At 57.9% G+C, this 22,844-nt stretch carries 18 protein-coding genes; 9 read left to right on the top strand and 9 right to left on the bottom strand.

The window, feature by feature from the left end; all coding sequences use genetic code 11:
- Positions 1-125: 125 nt before the first annotated feature.
- Entirely contained in the window at positions 126-347 is a 222-nt protein-coding gene (locus Q674_RS21720; RefSeq protein WP_152526037.1) for a hypothetical protein, read from the bottom strand.
- A 24-nt stretch (positions 348-371) separates the two neighbouring features.
- The gene (locus Q674_RS21715; RefSeq protein WP_022992633.1) at positions 372-839 is read right to left on the bottom strand and encodes a hypothetical protein; all 468 of its coding nucleotides are present in this window, start codon (positions 837-839) and stop codon (positions 372-374) included.
- Between the two features lie 156 nt (positions 840-995).
- Between Q674_RS21715 and Q674_RS21710 the strand changes: the two genes are divergently transcribed.
- The 6 genes from Q674_RS21710 to Q674_RS21685 all read left to right on the top strand — a co-directional run bounded on the left by Q674_RS21710 (position 996) and on the right by Q674_RS21685 (position 10,432).
- Positions 996-2,696, top strand: a complete 1,701-nt coding sequence (locus tag Q674_RS21710; protein ID WP_023007655.1) for a VRR-NUC domain-containing protein — start codon at positions 996-998, stop codon at positions 2,694-2,696.
- Positions 2,693-4,945 carry an ATP-dependent DNA helicase gene (locus tag Q674_RS21705; protein ID WP_023007654.1) on the top strand — a complete coding sequence of 751 codons (2,253 nt, stop codon included), beginning with the start codon at positions 2,693-2,695 and terminating at the stop codon, positions 4,943-4,945. The genes Q674_RS21710 and Q674_RS21705 overlap by 4 nt, the downstream gene beginning before the upstream one ends.
- 129 nt (positions 4,946-5,074) lie before the next feature.
- Positions 5,075-5,467: a globin domain-containing protein gene (locus tag Q674_RS21700; RefSeq protein ID WP_011783597.1), complete on the top strand. Its 393-nt coding sequence runs from the start codon at positions 5,075-5,077 to the stop codon at positions 5,465-5,467.
- Between the two features lie 121 nt (positions 5,468-5,588).
- Complete coding sequence (locus Q674_RS21695) at positions 5,589-6,587, top strand: HlyD family secretion protein (RefSeq protein WP_022992636.1); 999 nt, start codon at positions 5,589-5,591, stop codon at positions 6,585-6,587.
- Positions 6,580-9,309 carry a ribosome-associated ATPase/putative transporter RbbA gene (rbbA, locus tag Q674_RS21690; RefSeq protein ID WP_023007653.1) on the top strand — a complete coding sequence of 910 codons (2,730 nt, stop codon included), beginning with the start codon at positions 6,580-6,582 and terminating at the stop codon, positions 9,307-9,309. The genes Q674_RS21695 and rbbA overlap by 8 nt, the downstream gene beginning before the upstream one ends.
- A 1-nt stretch (position 9,310) precedes the next feature.
- Positions 9,311-10,432, top strand: coding sequence for an ABC transporter permease (locus Q674_RS21685; RefSeq protein WP_023007652.1), 1,122 nt, complete (start codon positions 9,311-9,313; stop codon positions 10,430-10,432).
- 42 nt (positions 10,433-10,474) lie between these two features.
- Here Q674_RS21685 and Q674_RS21680 read toward each other — a convergent pair whose 3' ends face one another.
- Positions 10,475-10,846, bottom strand: coding sequence for a VOC family protein (locus tag Q674_RS21680; RefSeq protein ID WP_014420015.1), 372 nt, complete (start codon positions 10,844-10,846; stop codon positions 10,475-10,477).
- Between the two features lie 129 nt (positions 10,847-10,975).
- Between Q674_RS21680 and Q674_RS21675 the strand changes: the two genes are divergently transcribed.
- Positions 10,976-11,488: a lipocalin family protein gene (locus Q674_RS21675; protein WP_031209534.1), complete on the top strand. Its 513-nt coding sequence runs from the start codon at positions 10,976-10,978 to the stop codon at positions 11,486-11,488.
- On the opposite strand, the gene Q674_RS0120435 is transcribed toward Q674_RS21675, so the two are convergent.
- On the bottom strand, positions 11,427-11,933 hold the full coding sequence (locus Q674_RS0120435; RefSeq protein ID WP_227501157.1) for a DUF3037 domain-containing protein: 507 nt from the start codon (positions 11,931-11,933) through the stop codon (positions 11,427-11,429). The two genes, Q674_RS21675 and Q674_RS0120435, sit on opposite strands and share 62 nt — an antisense overlap.
- 146 nt (positions 11,934-12,079) lie before the next feature.
- Between Q674_RS0120435 and Q674_RS21670 the strand changes: the two genes are divergently transcribed.
- Both Q674_RS21670 and Q674_RS21665 read left to right on the top strand, forming a co-directional pair.
- The gene (locus tag Q674_RS21670) at positions 12,080-12,742 is read left to right on the top strand and encodes a hypothetical protein (protein ID WP_023007650.1); all 663 of its coding nucleotides are present in this window, start codon (positions 12,080-12,082) and stop codon (positions 12,740-12,742) included.
- 1 nt (position 12,743) lies between these two features.
- Entirely contained in the window at positions 12,744-13,271 is a 528-nt protein-coding gene (locus Q674_RS21665) for a type II toxin-antitoxin system VapC family toxin (RefSeq protein ID WP_023007649.1), read from the top strand.
- 157 nt (positions 13,272-13,428) lie between these two features.
- On the opposite strand, the gene Q674_RS21660 is transcribed toward Q674_RS21665, so the two are convergent.
- The 5 genes from Q674_RS21660 to Q674_RS21640 all read right to left on the bottom strand — a co-directional run.
- Complete coding sequence (locus tag Q674_RS21660; RefSeq protein ID WP_023007648.1) at positions 13,429-14,790, bottom strand: restriction endonuclease subunit S; 1,362 nt, start codon at positions 14,788-14,790, stop codon at positions 13,429-13,431.
- On the bottom strand, positions 14,787-16,409 hold the full coding sequence (locus Q674_RS21655; RefSeq protein ID WP_023007647.1) for an N-6 DNA methylase: 1,623 nt from the start codon (positions 16,407-16,409) through the stop codon (positions 14,787-14,789). Before Q674_RS21655 ends, Q674_RS21660 begins: the two co-directional genes overlap by 4 nt.
- An 8-nt stretch (positions 16,410-16,417) precedes the next feature.
- Positions 16,418-17,545 (bottom strand): Fic family protein, encoded by a 1,128-nt coding sequence (locus Q674_RS21650; protein WP_023007646.1) that lies wholly within the window; start codon positions 17,543-17,545, stop codon positions 16,418-16,420.
- Positions 17,546-17,767: 222 nt separating this feature from the next.
- Positions 17,768-21,295 carry a type I restriction-modification system endonuclease gene (gene hsdR, locus Q674_RS21645; protein WP_023007645.1) on the bottom strand — a complete coding sequence of 1,176 codons (3,528 nt, stop codon included), beginning with the start codon at positions 21,293-21,295 and terminating at the stop codon, positions 17,768-17,770.
- Positions 21,296-21,384: 89 nt separating this feature from the next.
- Positions 21,385-22,844, bottom strand: a 1,460-nt coding sequence (locus tag Q674_RS21640) for a response regulator (protein ID WP_023007644.1), incomplete at its 5' end; no start/stop codon positions are given.

Here is a 22,844-nt window from a genome sequence, read left to right as displayed (position 1 = left end):
GCTTACCGCAGTTGGCCGAGAATACGGACCGTCAGGCGCACTCCATCGTAACCTGACGGAGCGACGCGGGCAGTCGTAATTGTTCAAAAGACAGACAGACGTTGCGAATCCGGATGTCGGCGGGCTCAGGAATGCCGCAGACAAGCCAGAAACAGATGACGAACCAGGCTCTGGGAGGACGCATCCAGACAAGAGAAATCCTCGGCGTGCAACTGCCTGTTTTGCATTAGCCTGGCCAGACTTTTGGTATCAATGCTGATGCAAACCCGATCATGATGCCGGCTCTCCAGCCAGCTCAGATCTTCAATCTTGTGCGCCTGAACCGGGTTCGGGCGTGTGAAGGGCATACCCATAGCTCCTCCGTAAACCTGTCAGTGCATGGCCATCGCCGGGCGTGTTGTCGGCGTTGTGAACGGGAACGAGGGCCAGTTCAGGTACTCGGCAAAGAATTCCGAATGACGACGATGATCCAGCAATACCTCCAGACACTCATCGGTGCTGCATCGACCGGTTATACCCGGGCAGGGCTCGCTGGATTGCAGGCTGTCGAGAGCCCGGAAAAGCACATGCTCGGCGGCGCTGATGTCGCCACGGTCGCGCAGCGCCCGGCATACCAGTATCGCCGCCAGGGTCAGCTCTACCTGCATGCAGTCCGGGTGATGTTTGCGGGCCAGGCACGCCAGATCGAAAGCACTGCCGGTGGCGGCCACCAGCTTGTCGGAATCGTGGTTTTCGCTGAAGGTAAAGGCATATTCCATCCAGAGCAGCCATAGATCATTTTTCTCGTTCAGGGAAAGACTGGCAAACATCCGGCGGTGGCGTGGGCAGAGAAATTTCATGGCGTCCTCCTTGTCTTGATGCAAATGATAATAGTTATCATTAAATGAATTGGCAAGGCTCGTGATGATTAATTTTTGTGCATGGAACAGGTTTGAGCCTGCCCGCCTTCCGGCGTAAAGTTTGTGCCTCTCTGCCAATCCAACGTCTGCATTCCTATGATCAAGCACCGACCGGTTCCCGCCAGCCTGGATGATCCGCTCTATTATCTGGAGAACATGGATATTCTGGTGGCCTGGGTCGCGAACCACCACGCGGACCTGTTAACGGAACAGGAGCGAAACCGGCTGGCGGCCTTCAGCGGCCTGGCCACCGGGCCCCGTGCGCTGCTGACCCGAATGGTAATGCGTACCGGAGAGCTGTTCCGGGCCGACAAGCTGCGTTATCCCGAACTGCCGGTGCCGGAATCGGAAGCACTCAGGACACTGGTGCAGGCGGGCTGGCTGGATCCTGCGCCGGAGCTAAGCCTGGACGACCTGTTCCGGTTGTTTACCCTGGCCGAATTACGGCCGGTGTTCGCCGATTGGTTGCAACAGCAGGGTCACCCGAAAACTCTGGGCAAGGCCCGGATGCGGGCGCTGCTGGCGGAACCGTTCAATGCACCAAGAGCCCTGGGGGCTTGGCTGCCTGGTGGCGGTGAGGCTTCGACTGTGGTCCGGTTGCAGGACATGGCCCTGTTCGACCGCATCCGCCTGATGTTCTTCGGCAACCTGCGCCAGAGCTGGACCGACTTTGTACTGGTGGAACTGGGCGTACAGCAGTTCGAGTCTGTGCCATTTACCCCGGCATCCCGGGCCTTCCAGCAGCGGGCAGAGGTGGATTGCTACCTGCAGATGCACCGATGCCGGGAACGGCTCGACAACGGCGAACCGGCGGTCGACGTCTGGCTCGATGTCCCGGGCCCTGTGGATAATCCCTGGCTTACCAGCCGACGGGACCGTTTATTGCTGGAACTGGGCCGGCAGGCTGAGCGCCAGGGTGAACGGGAACTGGCACTTGAGGTCCTGGAAAACAGCGGACACCGGGAAGCGCGGCTGAAACAGCTTCGGTTACTGGAACGGATGAAGCGTTTTGAGGAGGCCTGGGTCATAGCCTGTCAGTGGCGAACCAGTGCGCTGAGCGACGCCGAAGCCCAGGGCCTGGCCCGGTTGCTGAAGCGGCTGGCGCCCAGGGTCGGGGCCGACCAGCCCAAGCCTGTGGATAACCCCCCACTGCAGGAATTCACCCTCACATTGCCGAAGCCGGACACGGGTACGGTGGAGTGGGCAGCGCTGCAGCATCTGGCCACGGATGACGCCCCGGTGTTCTATGTGGAAAACACCCTGATCAACGCCCTGTTCGGGCTGCTGTGCTGGCCGGTGGTCTTCCTGCCGCTGCCCGGCGCCTTTTTCCATCCTTTTCACATTGGTCCGGCAGACCTGACCCGGGAAGACTTCGTTGCCCGTCGCCAGCAGGCGTTCGAGCAAAGGTTCCGTTTGCTGGGCACCGGCGCCTATCGCCGGGAAATCCTCGACACCTATAAGAACAAACAGGGCATCGCCAATCCCTTCGTGTTCTGGCCGGTTTTGGATGAAGCTCTTTTGGAGCTGGCCCTGCACTGCATTCCCTCTGGTCACCTGGAGGCCCTGTTCCGACGCCTGCTCAACAACATCAAGGAACACCGTAGCGGCTTCCCGGACCTGATCCGTCTGGTGCCAGAAGCAGACCACCCGGAACAACGCTATGAAATGATTGAGGTGAAAGGCCCTGGCGACCGCCTGCAGGATCATCAGGTGCGCTGGTTGCAGTTCTTCGCCCGGCAAGGCATCCCGGCCAGCGTGTGCTATGTGCGCTGGCAGGATGATGAGGCCATTGTGTGAAAGTTGCTGTCCGCACCCTGTGTGAGTTCGCCGCCCGCCACGGCGACCTGGATTTTCGCTACAACCCTGCACCCACCAGCGAAGAGGGCATAGCCGGACATCAGGCCATCCAGTCAAAACGCGGTTACGGCTACAAAAGCGAGTTTTCAGTGACCGGTCTCGTTCTCGGAATGGAGCTGTCCGGCCGGGCTGATGGTTACCATCCGCACAAGAACCGGCTGGAAGAAATCAAGACTCACCGGGGCGATGTGTCCCGCATCCGCCCTCACCAGCGGGCTTTGCACCGGGCCCAGTTACGGGCCTATGGCGCTTTGCTGTGCCGGCAGGAAAACCGCAAGAGCGTGGAACTGGCGCTGGTCTACTACGACATCGGCCGGGACAAGGAAACGTTGCTCACCGAAACCGCCAAAGCCGACGAGCTCTGGCAGGAACTGGAAACCCTGTGTGGTCTGTACAAAGCCTGGGCCGAGCAGGAAGAACACCATCGGGAACAACGAGACGCCCTGCTGGCCAACCTGCGTTTTCCCTTCCCGGACTTTCGCCCCCGGCAACGGCAGCTGGCGGAAACCGTGTACAAGAACTCGGTCAGAGCCGGCACCCTGCTGCTGGAAGCGCCTACCGGCCTGGGCAAGACTCTGGGTACCCTGTTTCCGGCCCTGATGGCAATGCCTGCCGCCAAGCAGGACCGGCTGTTCTACCTCACCTGCCGCAACACCGCCCGGCAGCTGTCGCTGGATGCTGTGGATAAGTTGCAGCATGCCCGGGATGAGTTGCAGTCCTGGCCTCTGCGAATCCTGGAACTGGTATCGAAGGACGACGCCTGCGAACACCCGGAAAAAGCCTGCCATGGCGATTCCTGCCCGCTGGCCAAGGGCTTTTTTGACCGCCTGCCCGATGCCCGGGCCGAGGCGGTACAGAGCAAGGAGCCGTTAACTCAAGAGACATTGGCGAACATCGCCGCCGGTCATGATATTTGCCCCTACTTCCTGGCCCAGGAAATGGCCCGCTGGAGCGACCTGGTGATTGGCGATGTGAACCGGCTGTTCGATCAGTCGGCCCTGCTGCACGGCCTGATTCGCCAGAACCACTGGCAGGCCAGCGTGCTGGTGGACGAAGCCCACAATCTGGTGGATCGGGCCCGGGGCATGTATTCGGTGCAGTTGGAACAACAGCGCTTGCTGAAGCTGAAAAAGACCGCTCCCAAACCGGTCAAAGCGGCGCTGGATCGAACTGCCCGGGCCTGGCAGGCGCTGATTCGCGATCACGGCGAGCCAGCGCAACCGCTGTTCCTGGCGATCTTGCCGTCGCAATTGCTGAGTGCCCTGCAGGCGATGGTCTCGGTGATCACCGATTACCTGGCTGACAACCCCCCGGACCTGGCCCTGCAGGAAGTGATGTTCGAAAGTGTGGCCTTCATGAAACTGGCGGACAGCTTTGGTGATCATTCCCTGTGCGAATTCCAGCGCAGCGGCCGTGGCCAGGCCAGCCTGACCATCCAGAACCTGATCCCGGCGGATTTCCTCATTGAGCGCTTCAAAGCCGCTCACTCGGTGCTGCTGTTCTCCGCAACCCTCAGCCCCGGCGTGTATTACCGGGACTTGCTTGGTTTGCCGGAAGACGCCCGCTTCACGTCCCTGCCCAGCCCGTTCAGCGCCGGACAACTGAAGGTTGAGTTCACGCCCGGCATCAGCACCCGGCAGGTGCATCGTGAAGCCAGCCTGCAGCCCATCGCCGAACTGATCGCCAAACAGTACCGGGCACGGCCGGGCCACTACCTGGCGTTCTTCAGCAGCTTTAAATACGCCAAAGAGGTGAGTGATGCGTTGGCAAAACAGGCACCTGATATTCCCCAGCGTTCACAACAACCGGGGATGAGCGCGGAGCAGCGTCGGCAATTCCTGGCGGACTTTCGGAAGGCTGAAGGCAGCATCGCCTTCGCGGTGCTCGGCGGCGTGTTCAGCGAAGGCATCGACCTGCCTGGTGACCAGCTGATTGGCGCCTTTGTGGCCACCCTTGGCCTGCCACCGTTTGATGCCTGGCATGAAATCATCAAAGACCGTCTGCAACAACGATTTGGCGAAGGCTATAACTACACCTACCTGATCCCCGGCCTGCAGAAAGTGGCCCAGGCCGCTGGCCGGGTGATCCGCACTCCGGAAGACCGGGGGGTAATCTGGCTGATTGATGACCGTTTTCTGAAACGACCGGTGCGGGGCCTGTTGCCGACCTGGTGGTTCACCAACACCTGATTCAGAGAGCGTCAAATTGTCGCGATCGACGTCAGTTGTTACATATCACTATGGAAAAACCTGTTCGCTTGCTTAGAATTCGTGGCCCTTAATGACAACCCCTCCGATGATCAAGGACACTGATTGCAAATGAACCCGACCGATCTTGTTTTCCAGAGCTATGGTCGCTGCTGCCGCAAGGATGAATTCTTTGTGGATTTCTACGACTTCTTTATGTCCAGCTCCGATGCCATCCGCAATCGGTTTCTGAACACGGATATGTCTGCTCAGCGCCATCTGCTGCGTAACGGTGTGATGCAGATCATTCTGGTTGCCCGGGGTATGTCCGACCGCAAATTGCGGGATCTGGGAGAAAGCCATAATCGCCACAATTACAATATTCAGCCTGAGTGGTACGACCTCTGGCAGGAGGCATTGCTGAAAACAGTTCGCGCTCACGATCCGGAATACACGCCCGAACTCCGAGAGGCGTGGCGTAGCGTGCTCAAGCCCGGTATCGACCTGATCCGCGGCGCGTACTGAGTTCGTGGCAAGCTGACGGGCGGGATAGATTGGAAGCTATCTTGATTCCCGTCAGCCTGAACGTCACACTTCTGCTCTATACTTACCCTGTCATACCTATTCTTCCCCTCAAGGACGACACATGGCCCAGAAAAGCACCAACACCGCTCCCAAACTTTTTCTCGTTGTGCTGATCGTGGCCCTGATTGCCGTTGCAGCCTGGTACCTGATGCCGAAAGGCGATCAGGTGCCGGAGCATATTGGCTCTGGTAACGGTCGTATTGAAGCCACCGAAGTCGATATTGCCACCCGAATACCCGGGCGCCTGGAATCTTTCGAAGTCCGCGAGGGCGACATGGTTGAAGCCGGCATGTTGCTGGCTGTGATGGATACCGACGAACTTGAGGCCAGCCTGGCAGCGGCGCAAGCCAGTTTGCACCAGGCCGAGCAGAGCCGGCGACTGGCCGAGGCCGTGGTGGCCCAACGGGAAAGTGAGCGTCGGTATGCCCAAGCCGAACTGGCCCGTATTGAATCGCTGGCCGATCGGGGCCATGCCTCTCAGGAGCAGTTGGACCGCGCCCGTACCGCGGCGGAAACCGCCGAGGCGGCATTGCAGGCCGCCAGAGTACAAGTGGCGTCTGCCGATGCCAGTATCGAAGCTGCCAAAGCCAGTGCCCGCCGTATCCAGACCAATATTGATGACAGCCAGTTGACCACGCCGGTGGGTGGCCGGGTTCTGTATCGGCTGGCGGAGCCGGGCGAGGTGCTGGCCGCCGGTGGCAAAGTAGCCACGGTACTGGATGTCACCGATGTGTACATGACCATCTTCCTGCCCACAGCCCAGGCAGGCAAAGTCCGGGTTGGCTCCGAAGCCCGGATCGTTCTTGATGCCCTGCCGGACTATGTGGTGCCAGCGGAAGTCAGCTTCGTCGCCGCCGAAGCCCAGTTCACGCCGAAGTCTGTGGAAACCCGCAGCGAGCGGGAGAAGCTGATGTTCCGGGTTCGTATCCGGATTGATCCGGAGTTGCTCAAAGCCTATCGGGACCGGGTGAAAACCGGTGTACCCGGCGAAGCCTACGTAAGACTGGATGAGGGCCAGCCCTGGCCCGAGAGCCTGAAAGTGGCTTTGCCCAATGACTGAGACCGTGGCCCGGCTGGAAGGAGTCAGCCATCGCTACGGGGAAACCGATGCGCTGTCTGATATTTCCCTGACGTTTCCGTCTGGCTGCATGGTTGGGCTGATCGGCCCGGACGGGGTGGGCAAATCCACACTGTTGGGCCTGCTTGCCGGTGCCCGTGAGTTGCAGACCGGCGAGTTGCAGGTGCTTGGCGGCGATATGCGCAGCCAGCGGTTTCGTAACCGGTCCGCCCCCCGCATTGCCTATATGCCCCAGGGACTGGGCGGTAATCTCTACCATACGCTGACGGTGGACGAGAACATCGCCTTCTTCGCCGATCTGTTTGGTTTGCGAGGCCCCTCCAGGAAGGATCAGATTGACCGGTTGCTTGAAGCTACTGGGTTGTTGTCTTTCCGGGACCGTCCCGCCGGCAAGCTGTCCGGCGGTATGAAACAGAAGCTGGGGCTGTGCTGTGCCCTTATCCACAGCCCCGATCTGCTGATTCTGGATGAACCCACCACCGGCGTGGACCCGCTGTCCCGCAAGCGTTTCTGGGATCTGATCGATACCATTCGCCGGCAACGCAGCGGTATGAGCGTGTTGGTGGCCACGGCCTACATGGAAGAAGCCGAACGTTACGACTGGCTGGTGGCCATGGACGAGGGCAAGGTACTGGCTACAGGCTCACCGGCCGAACTCCGTGAGCAGACCAATACCGAGACGCTGGACGATGCCTTCATCGCGCTGTTACCCGAAAACCGGCAGGTGCAGGAAAGCGGCGATACGGCTAATGCTGCGCAGCGAGAGCCAACCGGGGAAAACCAGACGCCGGCCATTGAGGCTGAGCATCTGACCCTGCGGTTTGGCAGCTTTACGGCGGTTCGTAACGTCAGCTTTTCCATCCCGAAAGGCGAGATCTTCGGTTTTCTGGGATCCAACGGTTGTGGCAAGACCACCACCATGAAAATGCTCACCGGATTGCTGACCCCAACAGAAGGCGAAGTCCGGCTGTTCGGTGAACCACTGGATGCCAAAGACCTGGCCACCCGGCAGAAGGTGGGCTACATGTCCCAGGCCTTCTCGCTCTATGGCGAGCTCACCGTGCGCCAGAATCTGGATCTGCATGCCCGGCTGTTTCACCTGCCGGACACCAGAATCCCGGAGCGTATTTCGGTGCTGGTTCGGGAGTTCGGTCTTGAAGATGTACTGGACCAGCGAGCAGGCGCCCTGCCACTTGGGGTTCGCCAGCGGCTGTCACTGGCCGTGGCCGTGGTGCACGAGCCCGAATTGCTGATCCTGGATGAACCTACCTCAGGCGTCGACCCGGGGGCCCGCAACCGGTTCTGGCAATTGTTGATGCGCCTGTCGCGGGAAGATGGCGTGACCATTTTTATCTCCACCCATTTCATGAACGAGGGTGAGCGCTGCGACCGGATTTCGCTCATGCACGCGGGCGAAGTATTGGCTTGCGATACGCCCGATCGACTGGTTGAAGCCTCCGGCACCGACAGCCTGGAAGGCGCGTTCATGAAAACCCTGGAAGCGGTGGATAAAGAGCCGGAGACCGGCGCCGACCAACTGGCTCTGGAGCCCGCCAGTCATGGTGACCGGCCGGCCGTGTTCAGTCCCCGGCGCTTGCTGGCGTACGCCACCCGGGAAGCGAGGGAACTGTTGCGGGACCCCATTCGAATGGCCTTCGCCTTTATCGGTTCCGCGTTGTTGATGCTGATCCTGGGTTACGGCATTACCCTGGATGTAGAAGACCTGTCGTTCGCCGTGCTGGATCGGGACCAGACACCCCAGAGCCGGGATTACATTGCGGCGGTGTCCGGCTCCCGGTATTTCCTGCAACAACCGGAATTGCAGAATATCCAGGAGCTGGAACAACGCATGCGCTCCGGCGAGCTGAGTCTGGCTATTGAGATTCCGCCGGGCTTCGGCAAAGACCTGAAACGGGGGCGACCGACCGAAATGGCGGTTTGGGTGGATGGTGCCATGCCTTTCCGGGGCGAGACCATCCTGGGTTACGTTGAAGGCATGCACATCAGTTACCTGACGGAGCTGGCCCAGCGCACTCTGGGCGTGGTACCCACGCTGACACTGGTCACGCTGGAGGACCGGTATCGCTACAACCAGGACTTCCGGAGCCTGGATGCGATGGTGCCAGCGGTTATCCCCATTCTGCTGATCTTTATTCCGGCCATTCTGATGGCCCTGGGCATCGTTCGGGAAAAGGAACTGGGCTCCATCACCAACCTGTACGTCACTCCGGTCACCCGGGTGGAGTTCTTGCTGGGCAAACAGCTGCCCTACATCGCGTTCAGCATGATCAGCTACGTGAGCCTGGTCTTGCTGGCGGTGTACGTGTTTGATGTCGAGATCAAAGGCAGCCTTCTGACGCTCACCTTCGGCGCCCTGCTCTTTGTGACCGCCACCACGGCCCTGGGTCAGGTGATGTCGACCTTTGCCTCGACCCAGATTGCCGCCCTGGCGGCCACTGCAATTCTCACCATACTGCCCACTGTACAGTTTTCCGGCCTGACCGAACCGGTGTCGTCCCTGAGCGGCGCCGGCGCATTGATCGGTCCGGTCTGGCCAGCGACCTGGTTCCTGCAGATCAGCCGTGGCGTCTTTACCAAAGGCCTGTCGCTGGCGGATATGCAGGGCGCGTTCCTGGCCCTGGCGGCGTTCGTTCCGGTACTGACCGTAATGGCGGTGGCGTTGCTCAGAAAACAGGGGCGCTGACATGAATTCCTTACGCAACATCTGGCACCTCGGCATCAAGGAACTGCGCAGTCTGTGGCAGGACAAGGCATTGATGGTGTTTGTGCTGGTGGCATTTACGGTGATGATCTACACCGCAGGTTCCGCGGGCTCCATGGAGCTTCACAACGCTCCGATCGCCGTGGTGGACGAAGATCAGACGGTGTTGTCTGGCCGCATCATCAATTCGCTCCAGCAGCCATGGTTCCTGACGCCGGATCTGGTGGCCTACGGCGACATCGACGACCTGCTGGACAAGGGCAGCCATACCTTTGCCCTGGTGATCCCCGAAGGCTTTGAGCGGGATGTCCGGCAGGGCAACCCGGTGGCGTTGCAGCTGAACATCGACGCCACCCGCATGAGTCAGGCCTTTATTGGCACCAATTACATTCAGCGCTTTGCGATGGCGGAAGTGGCGGAGTTCCTGCAACCGGGTAGCTCTGCCAGCACCGGTCTACCGATCGAGCTGGTCACCCGGGTGAGTTACAACCCCAACCTGGACGGAACCTGGTTTGGCGGTGTCATGGAGCTCATCACCCAGGTGACCCTGATCAGCATCATTCTTACCGGGGCAGCACTGATCCGGGAGCGGGAGCACGGCACCGTGGAGCATCTGATGGTGATGCCATTGCGGCCTTTCGAAATCATGGCGTCCAAGGTGTGGGCCAATGGTCTGGTAGTGTTACTGGCAGCGGCGCTGTCGGTAACGCTGGTGATCCAGGGCTGGCTACAGGTACCGGTGGCAGGGTCGGTGTTGCTGTTTCTGCTCGGCGCCCTGATTCACCTGTTTTCCACCACCGCGATCGGCATTCTGATCGGCACCGTGGCCCGAACCATGCCCCAGTTTGGCCTGCTGCTGATTCTCACCATCCTGCCTTTGCAGCTGCTGTCGGGCGGTATCACGCCCCGGGAAAGCATGCCCCAGCTGGTGCAGGATCTGATGCTGGCGGCGCCCACCACCTACTTTGTCAGCATGGCCCAGGCGATTCTGTACAGGGGTGCGGGGCTGGAGGTGGTGTGGCCACAGATGCTGGCTCTGATGGCCATTGGCGGGGTGTTCTTCACGGCGGCGTTGTTGCTCTTCCGTCGCCATCTCTCGGTGTAAGTCAGTAAGCCACCACCCAACCGGGGTGGTGGCGGTCGACGCTTAGCCGAATTCGAAGAACGCCAGCTTGTTGCCATCCGGGTCGCGCACATAGGCGCCGTAGAACATGTCCGGAATGCGCTGCCCCGGTTCGCCATCGCAGGTGGCGCCCAGTTCAATGGCCTTGTGGTAAAACTTATCCACGGCTTCTTTGGAGCCCGCCGGAATGGCCACCATGTTGCCATTGCCGGGATGGTTGGGTTCACCGTTGAACGGGGTGCAGACGGCCAGCATGGGGGCTCCCATGCTTTTGCCAATAAACGCAATTCGCTCCATGTCCATCAGCACCTTGGCGCCCAGATCTGCCAGCAACTCCGTGTAGAACTGCTTGGCCCGGCCCATATCGCTGACTCCGAGTGTGACGTATCCGATCATATTCGACTCCTTGGTTGGTTAGCGCTGGGTATACGAGCGCCAGGGTGTTTTAGAGCTTAACACCTGTTTGACGATCTTTGCCTGCGGCTTTGCTATGGTTGGTTCACGACTGTTCTTTGGGAGTTTGTCATGAAGACTGGATTGGCTGTAATCGCGTTACTGTTTCTGATCGCCGGCTGTACTGGTGTGCCCAAGGGCATTGAACCCGTGACCGGCTTTGACCAGCAGCGCTACCTGGGCACCTGGTATGAAATTGCCCGCCTGGACCATTTCTTCGAGCGCGGCCTGAGCCAGGTGACCGCCGAATACACCTTGAACGAGGACGGTAGCGTCAAAGTTATCAACAGGGGCTATAACGAAGAAAAAGGCGAATGGGAAGAGGCCGAAGGCCGGGCAAAGTTTGTCGGTGACAGTGATGTGGGCCACCTGAAGGTGTCCTTCTTCGGGCCCTTCTATGGCTCCTATGTGGTGTTCGGGCTGGATGACGACTACACCACGGCTTACCTGACCAGCTACAACCGGGATTACCTGTGGCTGATGTCGCGCACTCCGGAGGTGAGTGAGGAGGTGCTGGAGGCGTTCAAGGCCCGGGCCGAGGCGGAGGGGTTTGAGCTTGGGGAGTTGATTGTGGTGGAGCAGTGAGGCGATCAACATAGTAGTTGAACAATGCAGCAACGGTTGCTTTCGGGTTTTCGCTTAGAATGGCCCTTTGTTCGCTGAACCGAACGATGGTTTCTCGGGGACGGATAACTTCCTCAAAGATGCCTTTGTGGAAGCCGTATTCGAGGTTTGAATTAGCCATGACTACAGTATCTTCCTGAAGCAACACCTGGATTCGATGAAGCTCGGCATCCAGATCAGCCATGGCCTTCAGGTAGACCTGTTTATCCAGCTCTTCGAAGAATTGAGTAATTCGTCCGTACTTACGTCGTAGAAGTTTGAACAACAGGGTTTTCTGCTTGGGTATCCACAGCAAAACGCCGACATTGGCGAACTCGCCGGTTTCGACGTATGGCATGAATCGCACAATGGCGAAGTTACAGGCAAACCTAGTCATTTCCAGTTCCTGTGCATAGGCTGTTGGCAAAGCGGTAGTTGTCCTTAAGGTCAGCGAATACCTACTTACTCGTTCCATAATACGTTCGGTAGCAAGTGGGCTGCCAGCCTTCTATAATCACCAGTATGAAAAAGCTAATCCTGAAGTTAAATGACTGCAGCCCGGAGACGCTTCCTATGAAACGGCTAGGGCAGTATCTGGCTCATCTCTCCGACATGCTTGGGGCGGTAGAGCACGTGCATTTTTCTGCGGTTAGCAAGGGCAGCGCCATGCTGAATGTGAATATCGAGGACCTCCACTATCAAAAGGTTCTCACCCACGTGCGGGAAGTGCCAAATGGCATGGGTGCGAAAAAACACCTATCTGCCTACCGAGCACTTCAACAACTCATGGATGAAGATGGCACAGGGGGAGCGATTTTGGACAACATGGAAGCGCCGGTATTGTCGTTTCGAAAGCGGCCAGATGATGAAAAGCCACTGGTGGTTAACAAGTCTGGCTCCGTCCAGGGCCGCCTGTATCTGGTTGGTGGTAAAGACGAAACGGTCCCGGTTCGACTTGAGGGAGCCAGTGGTGAGACTCTCTATTGCGAAGCCAGCACCGAGATGGCTCAGCAGCTCTCCGCTCTGTTGTTCAAACAGGTGAGAGTGAGCGGTCCCGGTATCTGGGAGCGTTCGCCTGAAGGAACGTGGAAGCTCAAAAAGCTAAAAATTGAATCGTACCAGGAGCTGGATACGGCCAAAGTAGGTGATGTGGTTTCCAGGCTTCAGACGATTGGTGGTTTGAGATGGGCGGACATGGAAGACCCGCATGGAGTAGCCAGGGACCTGAGAGGCTGATTTGAGATTATTAGTCGACAACAACATCCTGATCCAGATTCTTGCTCCGAATAAAACGGGCCTGACACATCCAGAAACGAAGGCTGCACTGGAGCGCGTCGATGAACGCGCACAGGCATTTGTCGCTGATGTAGAGAGAAGGAACGCCCTGATTCTCATACCGACCCCCGTTTTATCGGAATTCCTGATTGGCGTGGAAGAATCTAAATATCAGGAGTACCTGGATGTTCTCAACGGCAGTGCCTGCTTTGAAGTTGTGGATTTCGATACCGCCGCGGCGATCGAATGCGCTCAGCTTCCAAACCGGAATGAGTTGGCCCAGATCTCACCCGGGCAGGTTGCCAGCAAGCTTAAATACGACCGCCAGATTGTCGCCATTGCACTCGCTGCCATGGCGGATGAGGTCTGGTCGCACGATGATTCACTTCGCAAGATTGCCAGCTCAAGAGGCTTAACGGTCAAATCGCTGGCGGATATTGAGCCGCCAGCAGTTCAGAGCCAGATGTTTCCACCTGATGATGACAGCTGATTGCCGGCTTGCTCACCTATATTCTGTGTCTCTGACCTTCCCCGGGCGCTTGTAATTGCTGCTAGCGAGACCATTTTCGTGACGTCACGAAAATGGTCGTCAACGGCTACATCTGTCCCCTCACAGGCCGCGATGGCCTTGTAGATGACCAGGTCATTTACGCTTTGGTTTTACGGCGTTTGGGTTTTGCGGCAGCCGCCCGCTTCGCCTTGATCCGCTCCAGCAACGCCTTCGCGCTGTTCTCCCCGCTGATCAGTTCCGGGTTGTCCTTGCGCCATTGCTCGGTGAGTTCGCCCCGGAAGGCCTTGGCCAGGATGGACTGGGTGAGGTTGTTGACGCGGGCCAGGGCGTTGTTGACCTGTTGTTCGATGCGGTCGGCGTGGGCGAAGAGTTGGGCTACCTGCCGGACGATCTCGGTTTGTTCGGAAATTGTTGGAAGCGCCACCTTCATTAATTTCAAATCTTTGCCAGAGATGCCCTTTTGTCCGGACGTTGATTTCACGAGAGAGTAAATATACTGGCGAGCCTCAAAGCTTGCGGCGAATATTTCGAGAAATTCTGGAATTACTTGCGCTTTGTCCACCCGTACACGAATCAGCTTGTCTGGATAGAGAAGAGTGTCGTGGTTGAGTTGCGAAACTCGTGCGCAGACGCCGACAAACTCGATACTGCCGTTATACCGAGTGAACAGTAAATCATCAGGTTGGAGCGAATAACGTTCCTTATCTTTTTCCGACACCTCCAAATGCCGGATATCAATTTGATCCAGTGAAAACGGCCTGACAGAACTGATTCGCAGAATAGGATGGCCCCGCCCATCTTCATTTGGTTTTGGCGACAGCCCGTTGCGCATCTCGTGAATGATTTCTGAAAGTTCGTGGTTTTCGTATGGGAACTGGGAGCTGTTGTGCTCCCGCCACTCCTCCGTCAACCGCCCACTCACCGCCGCAGCCAGCACGGACTGACGGAAGCGTTTGAGGATTTGTGGGATGCGTTCGAGGCGGGCTTTGGTGTTTTCCACCTGGGCCAGCAGGGTGTCGAGTTTGTCGGCGATGACTTTTTGTTCGGCGAGGGGTGGCACTGGAAACGGCATACGCCTCATGTTTGCCTGGGTCAGTTTCAGGCGGGTCCCACCATTCACATATTCCTGATAGTCGAATTGATTGAGGTAATGTAGCAGGAACTGGTTGGTCGTCAGTCCCTCAACGGCTTTCAGTACATGGGCATGATTGTTGACCCAGGTCTTGCCGGACAATTTGTAGGCTTTCGGCTTTCTTGGGTCTAAAAAAGGGACTCCGTCCTCGCCAAGAGCAACTAGCTCTTCATCAAACAAGTACCCGTCTATTTTCCCAACTTCGCCAGTCGCTCCGAAATACGGATAGAGTTCATCTGGAGCCTTGTTCTGAATACGGGCTTGGCGTTCTTTGTTGTTCACTGGAACGCGTTGGGAGTCCAGAATATCAACGCAGACTTCAAGGTTCGCAATTTGCCAATCGCTGGGAACGGCAGAAGTGCTCATGACTTGTCCCCACTGAATACATCCCCCAAAAGCACTTTCGCCCCATTAGCCTCCTCCTCAGCCCCCAACTCCCGCATCAACGCATCCAGCTCTCCCAATGCCTGCACCATTTCCCCCATCGCCTCACCCGCCAACACACTCGGTTCCGGCAGGTTGGCCGCATCCACGCTGTCACTGTCCTTCAGCCAGGCAATATCCAGCGAGTCGCCCTTGTGTTCGGCAATCCACTGGCGGCTGAAGCGGCGCCAGCGGCTGTGGGCCAGGCGTGGGTCGATGCCTTTGTTCTCGTCGCTGTGTTCGGGCAGTTCGATGGCGTCGGAATGGAAGCTGTATTCGCCCTCTTGGCGCTCGCTGTCGCCGTTGGGGTTTTCGCCATAAACAGTCTCAAAGGGCTTCAAGTGTTGATCGCCAAACGGTGTGCGTTTGCCGAAGCTGGGCATGTTGGTTCGCAGGTCGTAGACCCAGACATTCTCGGTGCAGTTCTCTTCCTGGTATTTGTCCGCCGCGCTGCCCTTGGTAAAGAACAGCACGTTGGTTTTCACGCCCTGGGCGTAGAAGATGCCGGTGGGCAGGCGCAGGAGGGTGTGCAGGTTGCACTTGTTCATCAAATCCCGGCGCACGTCGGTGCCCACGCCGGCTTCGAACAGCACGTTGTCCGGCAGTACCACGGCGGCGCGGCCACCGGGTTTGAGGTTGCGGTGGATGTGCTGCAGGAAGGCCAGCTGTTTGTTGCTGGTTTTGTAGGTCAGGTCGTCCCGGGTGATGCTGGCGTCGCCGCCCTTGCTGGTGCCGAAGGGCGGGTTGGCCAGGATCACGTCGGCCTTTTCCAGCCCGGCGCCGGTCTGGCCCAGGGCGTTCCCCAGGTGCACCACGCCCTCGGCGTCCCCTTCCATGCCGTGCAGCAGGCAGTTCATCAGCGCCAGCCGGCGGGTGCCGGGCACCAGTTCGATGCCCACATAGGCCTGGGTGGTCTGGAAGGTTTTGTCCCTGTCGCTCAGTTCGTACAGGTCGTCGGTCTGGCTTTTGATGTATTCGTGGGCGGCAATCAGAAAGCCCGCTGTACCCGCCGCCGGGTCCTGGATGCGTTCGCCGGGCTGAGGTTTCAGGCAGCGCACCATGGTGTTGATCAGGGCGCGGGGGGTGAAATACTGGCCAGCACCGGATTTGGTTTCGTTGGCGTTCTTCTCCAGCAGGCCTTCGTACAGGTCGCCCAGGCCGTCTTTCTGGGCGCTGAACCAGTCGATCTGGTCCAGGGTTTTGATCATCTGTTCCAGGTGGCGCGGCTCCCGCAGGCGGGTCTGGGCATCGGCGTAGATGGCGCTAATCAGCGGGTCATCGTGTACCAGAGTGCCGTCGGCGTCGCGGCCGGTAGACAGGCTGAGCAGGATGCGTTTGTAGTCGTTCAGCAGGTTGATGCCGGATTTACCGTTCAGGTCGCTCCAGCGGCAGCCTTCTGGCAGCGGGTGCTTTTTCAGGGTGCCGGCTTCGGTGTTCTCGTGCACCATTTTGATGAACAGCAGCAACACCAGTTCGGTGACGTAGTCCGAGTAGTTGATGCCGTCGTCCCGCAGAACGTCGCAGAGGTTCCAGAGTTTCTGGACGATGTCGTTGTTGGTCATGGGTGCGTTCAGCCGTTGTTGGTGGTGGGGAAGATGTCTCTCCCCTCACAGATATTAAGAAGTTGCGGGAATGCGTAAATGGAGGGTCTGCGGCCTTGCCCCTCTTGCAGGATAATCAACGGGCCATCCTCTTTTACCAGTTGGCGTAGCAAACCGTGCAGTGTTTGCCGGTGGATACCTGTCCATTTAGCAAAATCACTGGTACTGAAAATGGGGCGGTCAAAAATCCCGTCCAGAAGTAGCGGTGTATGCTGGGAATGTGTTGTTTCTCGGATCCAGGTCTTTGTGTCTTCATAGAGGGCCATGATTTGCCGAACCCGACGGAGGTTAACCTCTGCCTGCTGGACGATCGCACCCAGGAAGAACTTGATCCACCCGGTCCAGTCTCCGTGTTGAGAAATAGCCGACAGTCGCTGGTAGTATTCTTCTCTGTGAGATTCCAGGTAGTCAGAGAGGTAGAACATCGGGCTTGAGAGCCGTTTTTTCGAATACAGGAAAAGCGGAATCAGGAGTCTGCCAATACGACCATTGCCGTCCTTGAATGGATGCAGTAATTCGAACTGGGCATGGACGATAGCCGTCTGTGCCAGCACGTCAAAATCATCCACTTGCAGGTAGTGTTCCCAATGCTCCAGATAATTTGGTAGCTGCAACGGGTTGGGCGGCACAAAGGTCGCCTGCTCAATGGTGCAGCCGGCACGTCCAATCCAGTTTTGTTCTTTTCGGAACTGGCCAGGGGATTTATGTTGCCCACGAACACTGTCCAGCAGGATGCCATGCAGTTGCAGCAACAGGCTTAGTGTTATCGGCCGGCCGTCTTTCAGGTGATCCTGAGACAGACGTAACGCTTTGCGATAATTGAGTATTTCGTTGATGTCTTCGTTCTTCTGGTCATCAAACTTCTGGCCGGCTTCTCGTTCCAGAACTTCTTCAACGGTTGCCTGAGTACCCTCTATTTTGGAGGAAAGCACCGCCTCCTGTTGGGTCAGGGGGGAGAGCATGACTCCTGGATTTACAATGCCTTGCAGGAGCCCACTGTACTCAGCCAACTTCGAATTGGCTTCCCCGACCAATGTGATGAGCTGGACGTAGTCCAGGTCTTTGAGTGGCAGGGTGTCAGGGACGTAGGGTTGCACGTGAAAAATATCCTTTTGTATGAAATTGATCGTCATCCAATACACAAATCTATTTGTGTCGAATCTACCATACAAGAAACCCTTTGTGTATTAAGAGCAGGAAAATGCCATACGCAAGCTTGTTACTGTATCAGCGACCGTACACAAAAACTCTTGTGTACGTTGTGTTAAAAAATATCGGATACAAAACAGGTCAATGTCGATGCCGTAAACATGCTTGAATCATGCACTCCGCTCCGGCCACATCGCCTCATTCAACTCCTCCAGCACCGTATCCAGCTGCGCCCCCAGGACCTTGTCCATCTGCTTGGCTCCGCCATCATCGGCAAAGCGGTGGTTCACAAACTCCCGGTCGATGATGACTTCGTGCACCAGCTGCTTGGCCAGGCGCTCCAGCCATTTGCGCTGGTTTGGGGTCCAGCTGTGCTGGGTGTAGATTCGGTCCATGGCTTCCGCTACCCGCTGTTCGAACGGAATCAGCGGCTCGCCCAGGGCGGCGCGGCGGATGTAGCCGATGATGCTGGCGGCGATGTCTTTGTTGGTCTGGTTGCGCACGGCGCTTTGCAGGCGGGCTTCGGAGTAGCCGTGGTTGTCCAGCAGCAGTTTTACTTCCCGTAGCTGTTCCCGGCTGAGGTCACGGGGTTTGTTGACGACGACGGCCAGCGCGGCGGACTGGTTGAGCTGTTGTTTGATGAATTCGTTGAAGCTGCCCAGGTAGTCTTCCGGCTTGTCGTGTGCACCGTAGCTCTGGATACGTTCACGGATTTCGTCTTCGTGGTCGGAAATCAGCGGCATGTATTCGCTGCCCACCAGGGATTTCACTTCGGCCAGCTGGTTCAGCAGGCCGCTGTGTTGTTTGATGAACTCCGAGGCCTGCCGTGGGCCGAGTTTATGCAGGTGGGTATGCAGAGATTTGGGTTCCACACCCCAGCTCTGGTGCAGTTCGTCCAATTTCTGTTTCAGTTCCGGGCGGCTTTCGGCTTTTTTGTCGGCCTTGCGCAGCACTCGCATAAGTTTCTGGCTGAGCTGGCTGAGCACCACGTCGGCTTGGTTTTCGTCGGGAGCGTCGCCGGGGCTGTTGAGGGCCTTTTCCAGCTGCTCGTCGTCGGTGAGTTCGCTTACCAGTTGTTCCAGGGTGATGTTGGGGTCTTTCACCAGGGGTTTCATGGTGTTCACATCTTGCAGCGCGGCATAGATGTCTACCGGGTCGTAGATGCGGAATACGGTCTTACCGATCTCGTCGCAGCGGCGGGTGGCGCGGCCGATCATCTGTTCGTACAGGATGCGTGAGCGCACCCGGCGCATGAACACCAGGTTGCAGATGCGCGGCACGTCGATGCCAGTGGTGAGCAGGTCTACGGTGATGGCGATGTTGGGGTAGCGCTCGTTCTTGTAGCGGCGAATGAGCTGGTCCACCTTGTCGCTCTGGCCGGTGATTTTGGCCACTGCGGCTTCGTTGTACTGGCCGTTGTACAAGTCCTTGAAGGCCTTATCGAGCTGGCTTTTCACCATATCTGCGTGCAGGTCGGTGGCGCAGAAGATCATGGTTTTCTCGTCGCCGAACGGGTCCAGTTCCTGCACCAGTTGTTCGCAGATGACCCGGTTGAAGTTCTCGTTGATCACCCGGCGGTTGAAGGTGTCCACTTCGAAGGTCAGTTCGTCTTCCAGCTCGGTGGTGTCTACTTCGCCGGTCTGGGTGTTGATGACTTCGACGGGCTTACCCTTCTCGAAGGTAATGCCGTTCTGGCTGAGCAGGGTTTCGTAACGGATAGGCGGTTCGTGGTCGATCAGCCAGTCGTCGGCCACGGCTTCCCGGTAGGAGTAGGTGTACACCGGTTTGCCGAAGATTTCGCTGGTGTGCTTGGCGGGGGTGGCGGTGAGGCCGATTTTTACGGCGTCGAAGTAGTCCAGAACCCGGCGGTAGCTGGATAGGTACTGGCCGGTGTCCCGCAGGGCCAGTTCGCCCTCGGTCATTTCCTGGTCCAGGGTGTAGCCCCTGTGGGCTTCGTCGATGATGATGCAGTCAAATTGGTCGATGGGCGGCGGGTTGTCGCTCATAAAGATGCGTTTGACCATGGCTTGGACTGTGGCCACCTGAATACGGGTTTCCGCTTCGGCGGCCATATCGCCCAGTTCGGCCACGTTGTAGATCTTGCTGAGGGTGTGGTTCTGTTCCAGTGGCGCTTCGTTGAAGGCGTCGATGGCTTGCTGGCCCAGTGCGGTGCGGTCTACCAGAAACAGGATGCGGTGAAAGCGTTCGGCTTTCAGGAACCGGTACATCAGCCCGATGATGGTGCGGGTTTTACCGGTGCCGGTGGCCATGGCCAGCAGTGCGGTACGCACACCTCGGGCCAGAGCGTGTTCAGTGGCGACAATGGCGTTCTGTTGATAATCCCGTAGTTTCAGGTAGCCGAAGGGCTCGTCTTTTAACAGTTCCTCGGCGTTTTCTTTGTCCCGTTCCAGCAAATCCAGCAGGCCGCCCGGCGTGTGGAACTGCGGCAGTGCCCGGCGCAGGTTGCTGGGCTCGCGCACATCCCGGAACCAGGTGCCGGACTGCTCCGCCAGTTGCGGTACATAGGGCCGACCGTTGCAGGAATACACGAAGGGCACGTGGTAATGGCCGCTTTCGTCTGCGGGCCATGTGATGGTGCGGCCCATCAACTCCCAGGCGCCGACTAACGGAGATTCCACTTTGAAGCCCTTGCTGTAGCGCTCGGCCTGGCGAATTTTACCGGCCACGTTGGTGTTTTCTTTCTTGGCTTCCACCACGGCGATAGGCGTAAGCCCGACAAACAGCACGTAATCGGCCCGACCCTTCTCGCCGTTGTGGTTGGTGGGCCACTCGGCAATGGCGCGGTAGTGGCCTTTCTCCGGGCGGGCGCCTTTTTGGAAGGTGATGTCCTGGCTGTCTGCTTCCCAGCCGGCGTCTTGCAATTGCTGGTCGATGAGAATGCGGGTGAGTTCTTCGTTAAGTACCAGGGTATCGGTGGCGGCTTTGGTTTTCTTGGCCACCTGTTGGCGTTGCTGGTTAACGGTTTGCTCGCCCTGCTCTGTGAGCTGTTGCTGCAGGGCTCTGATCTTCTGCTCGTAGGCCTGTTGCTGCTGGCTCAGGGCCTGTTCGTGCTGGCGGGCCTGCTCGGCCAGGGCGCGGGATTCTTCATCCATGGCCACGGCCAGCGCTTCGTATTCGGCTTTTTCTTGCTCGATCAGCTGGCTGAGCTGCTGGCTGCTGTCCAGTGCCATGTTGGCGTGTTGCAGGTCGTGCCGGAGCTTTTCGATGTCACTCTGGAGCTGGCGTAACTGGGCGCTGGGGTCGGCAGGCGGTATAAAGGGGCCGGGTTTGAAGCTGGCACCGGCCTTGCCGAAGGAGCGGTGAAACCAGATGGCCAGCGCGCGCGCTACTTTCAGGCCATCCATGGCTTCTTTGTGCTGGGTACGGAACTGGTGGGTGGCTTTGTTGCCTTCAATGCGCAGGATATGGAACAGCTCATTGATCTGCGGTTCCAGGCGCAATTCCCGATTCAGGCGGTACAGAAGCTCGGATTGGCTGGTTTGTTCGTCAAACTCGATACCGGAGAGCGCGGCCAGATGCTGGGCCAGGGCTTCGCCGAGCTGGCGGAGTTTGATCAGGGTGGTGTTGGGGTCACTGGCGAAGGCACGTTCGGCGGATTCGGCCAGTTCCACGAACAAGGAATCGTGCTCTGACAAAAACGAAAAGTTGCCGGACTTGAATTCCGTTGCCTTGTTCAATGTATCCCTCCGCGACAGTCTTACTGCCGAACATTAGCAGACTTGTGGAAGAGACCGAAATTCAGGGGACGAAAAGTGAACTTTGGCCATCAGGAATCCGCCACGGCATCCCGCACGCCTCGCTGCTCCTGCAAACGCTCTGTATTGCGTTTTTCCGCGTAAAGGGAGACAAGCTGTTTCAACGCGTCCATCCGAAGGGGCTTGGTACAGTAATCATCCATGCCGGCTTCAAGGCACTTGATACGGAAGCTTTCACTAGCGTTGGCAGTAACCGCGATGATGGGCGTATCCAGGTTACTTGCGGCTTTCAATCGAATCTCACGTGTTGCTGCAATACCGTCCATCAACGGCATCTGGCAATCCATGATGATCATGTCCCAGGGTTCATTGATGGCCGCTTGGATGGCTTCCAGACCGTTCTGGACCCCCTCTGAAATCACCCCTATTTTTTCGAGCTGTTTGCGAAGAATCATCCGGTTACCGGCGTCGTCTTCCACCACAAGAACCCTGGGTACCTGGACCACGTCCCCAAGATTGAGATGGTCTGGGTCGTAGTGCTCTGACTGGTGAACATCGCCGTAGGGCACTGTGACTTCCAGCGTTGTGCCGTGATCCGATGTCTCAAGAACTATCATCTGGCCGCCAAGGGCATTTGCCAGCGAACTGGCAAGCGGTAACCCCAGCCCCACACCGCCATAACGTCGGGTAAGACCTGCCTCACCCTGTTTGAACGCCTGGAACACTTTTTCTCTCTGGGAATCCGGAATGCCCGGCCCCGTGTCTGATACCAGAATACGCAGAACGGAATCGTCTGCGAGTCGGCTGGCCCGGACCAGTACCTCGCCTCCGGCAGGTGTGAACTTAACTGCATTATCGATGAGCTGGTAGAGCACCTTCTCGAGCATTAGCCCATCCATGAAGATCTTGCCGGGCACGGAGTCATCCATCCCGAAGGCGAGGGAAATCGGTTTCGCTCTCGTGGCTTCCCGGAACTCGTATTCGAGGAGGTCAAACAGGGATTGGGGCTCGAATACCTGAGGTGAGCTGAGCAGGTTCTCTTCCTGGGCATCAACGAAGTCCAGAATGCCGCCCACCTGCCGCGTCATTCGCAGATTGGCGTGCTCGATGAGATGGAACGCATCGTTCTGCTCCCGATTCAGTGGTGCCTCCCTGAGAAGATCCAGCTGGCCCTGGATGGTATGCAGGGGCGTGCGCAGTTCATGGCTGACCGCATTCAGGAAGTCATCCTTGATGCGGTTGCTGCGCTCAAGAGCCTTACGAGCCTTTTCGCTGACTTCGATCTGCTGGGCCTGAAGGGTGTCCCGTTCGTCGCGGAGGATCTTTATGCGGGATGCGAGGGCTAGGGAGAAGAGTGCCATTTCCCATGCTAATGCAACGGGTACGAAGTAGGACACCCAATTGGTCGGTTCGATAATAGACGCGTATTCGACGCCTGTCAGGATGACCGCAACAAGATAGGGGACCCAACCGACGATAAAGTATCGGGCGGGATGATATCCGCTTTTTGCTAGCCCGGATTTCTCATAGG

The organism is Marinobacter sp. EVN1, from assembly GCF_000475375.1.
GTDB classification, from domain to species: Bacteria; Pseudomonadota; Gammaproteobacteria; order Pseudomonadales; family Oleiphilaceae; genus Marinobacter; species Marinobacter nauticus.
This window is presented reverse-complemented; position numbering and strand designations above follow the sequence as displayed.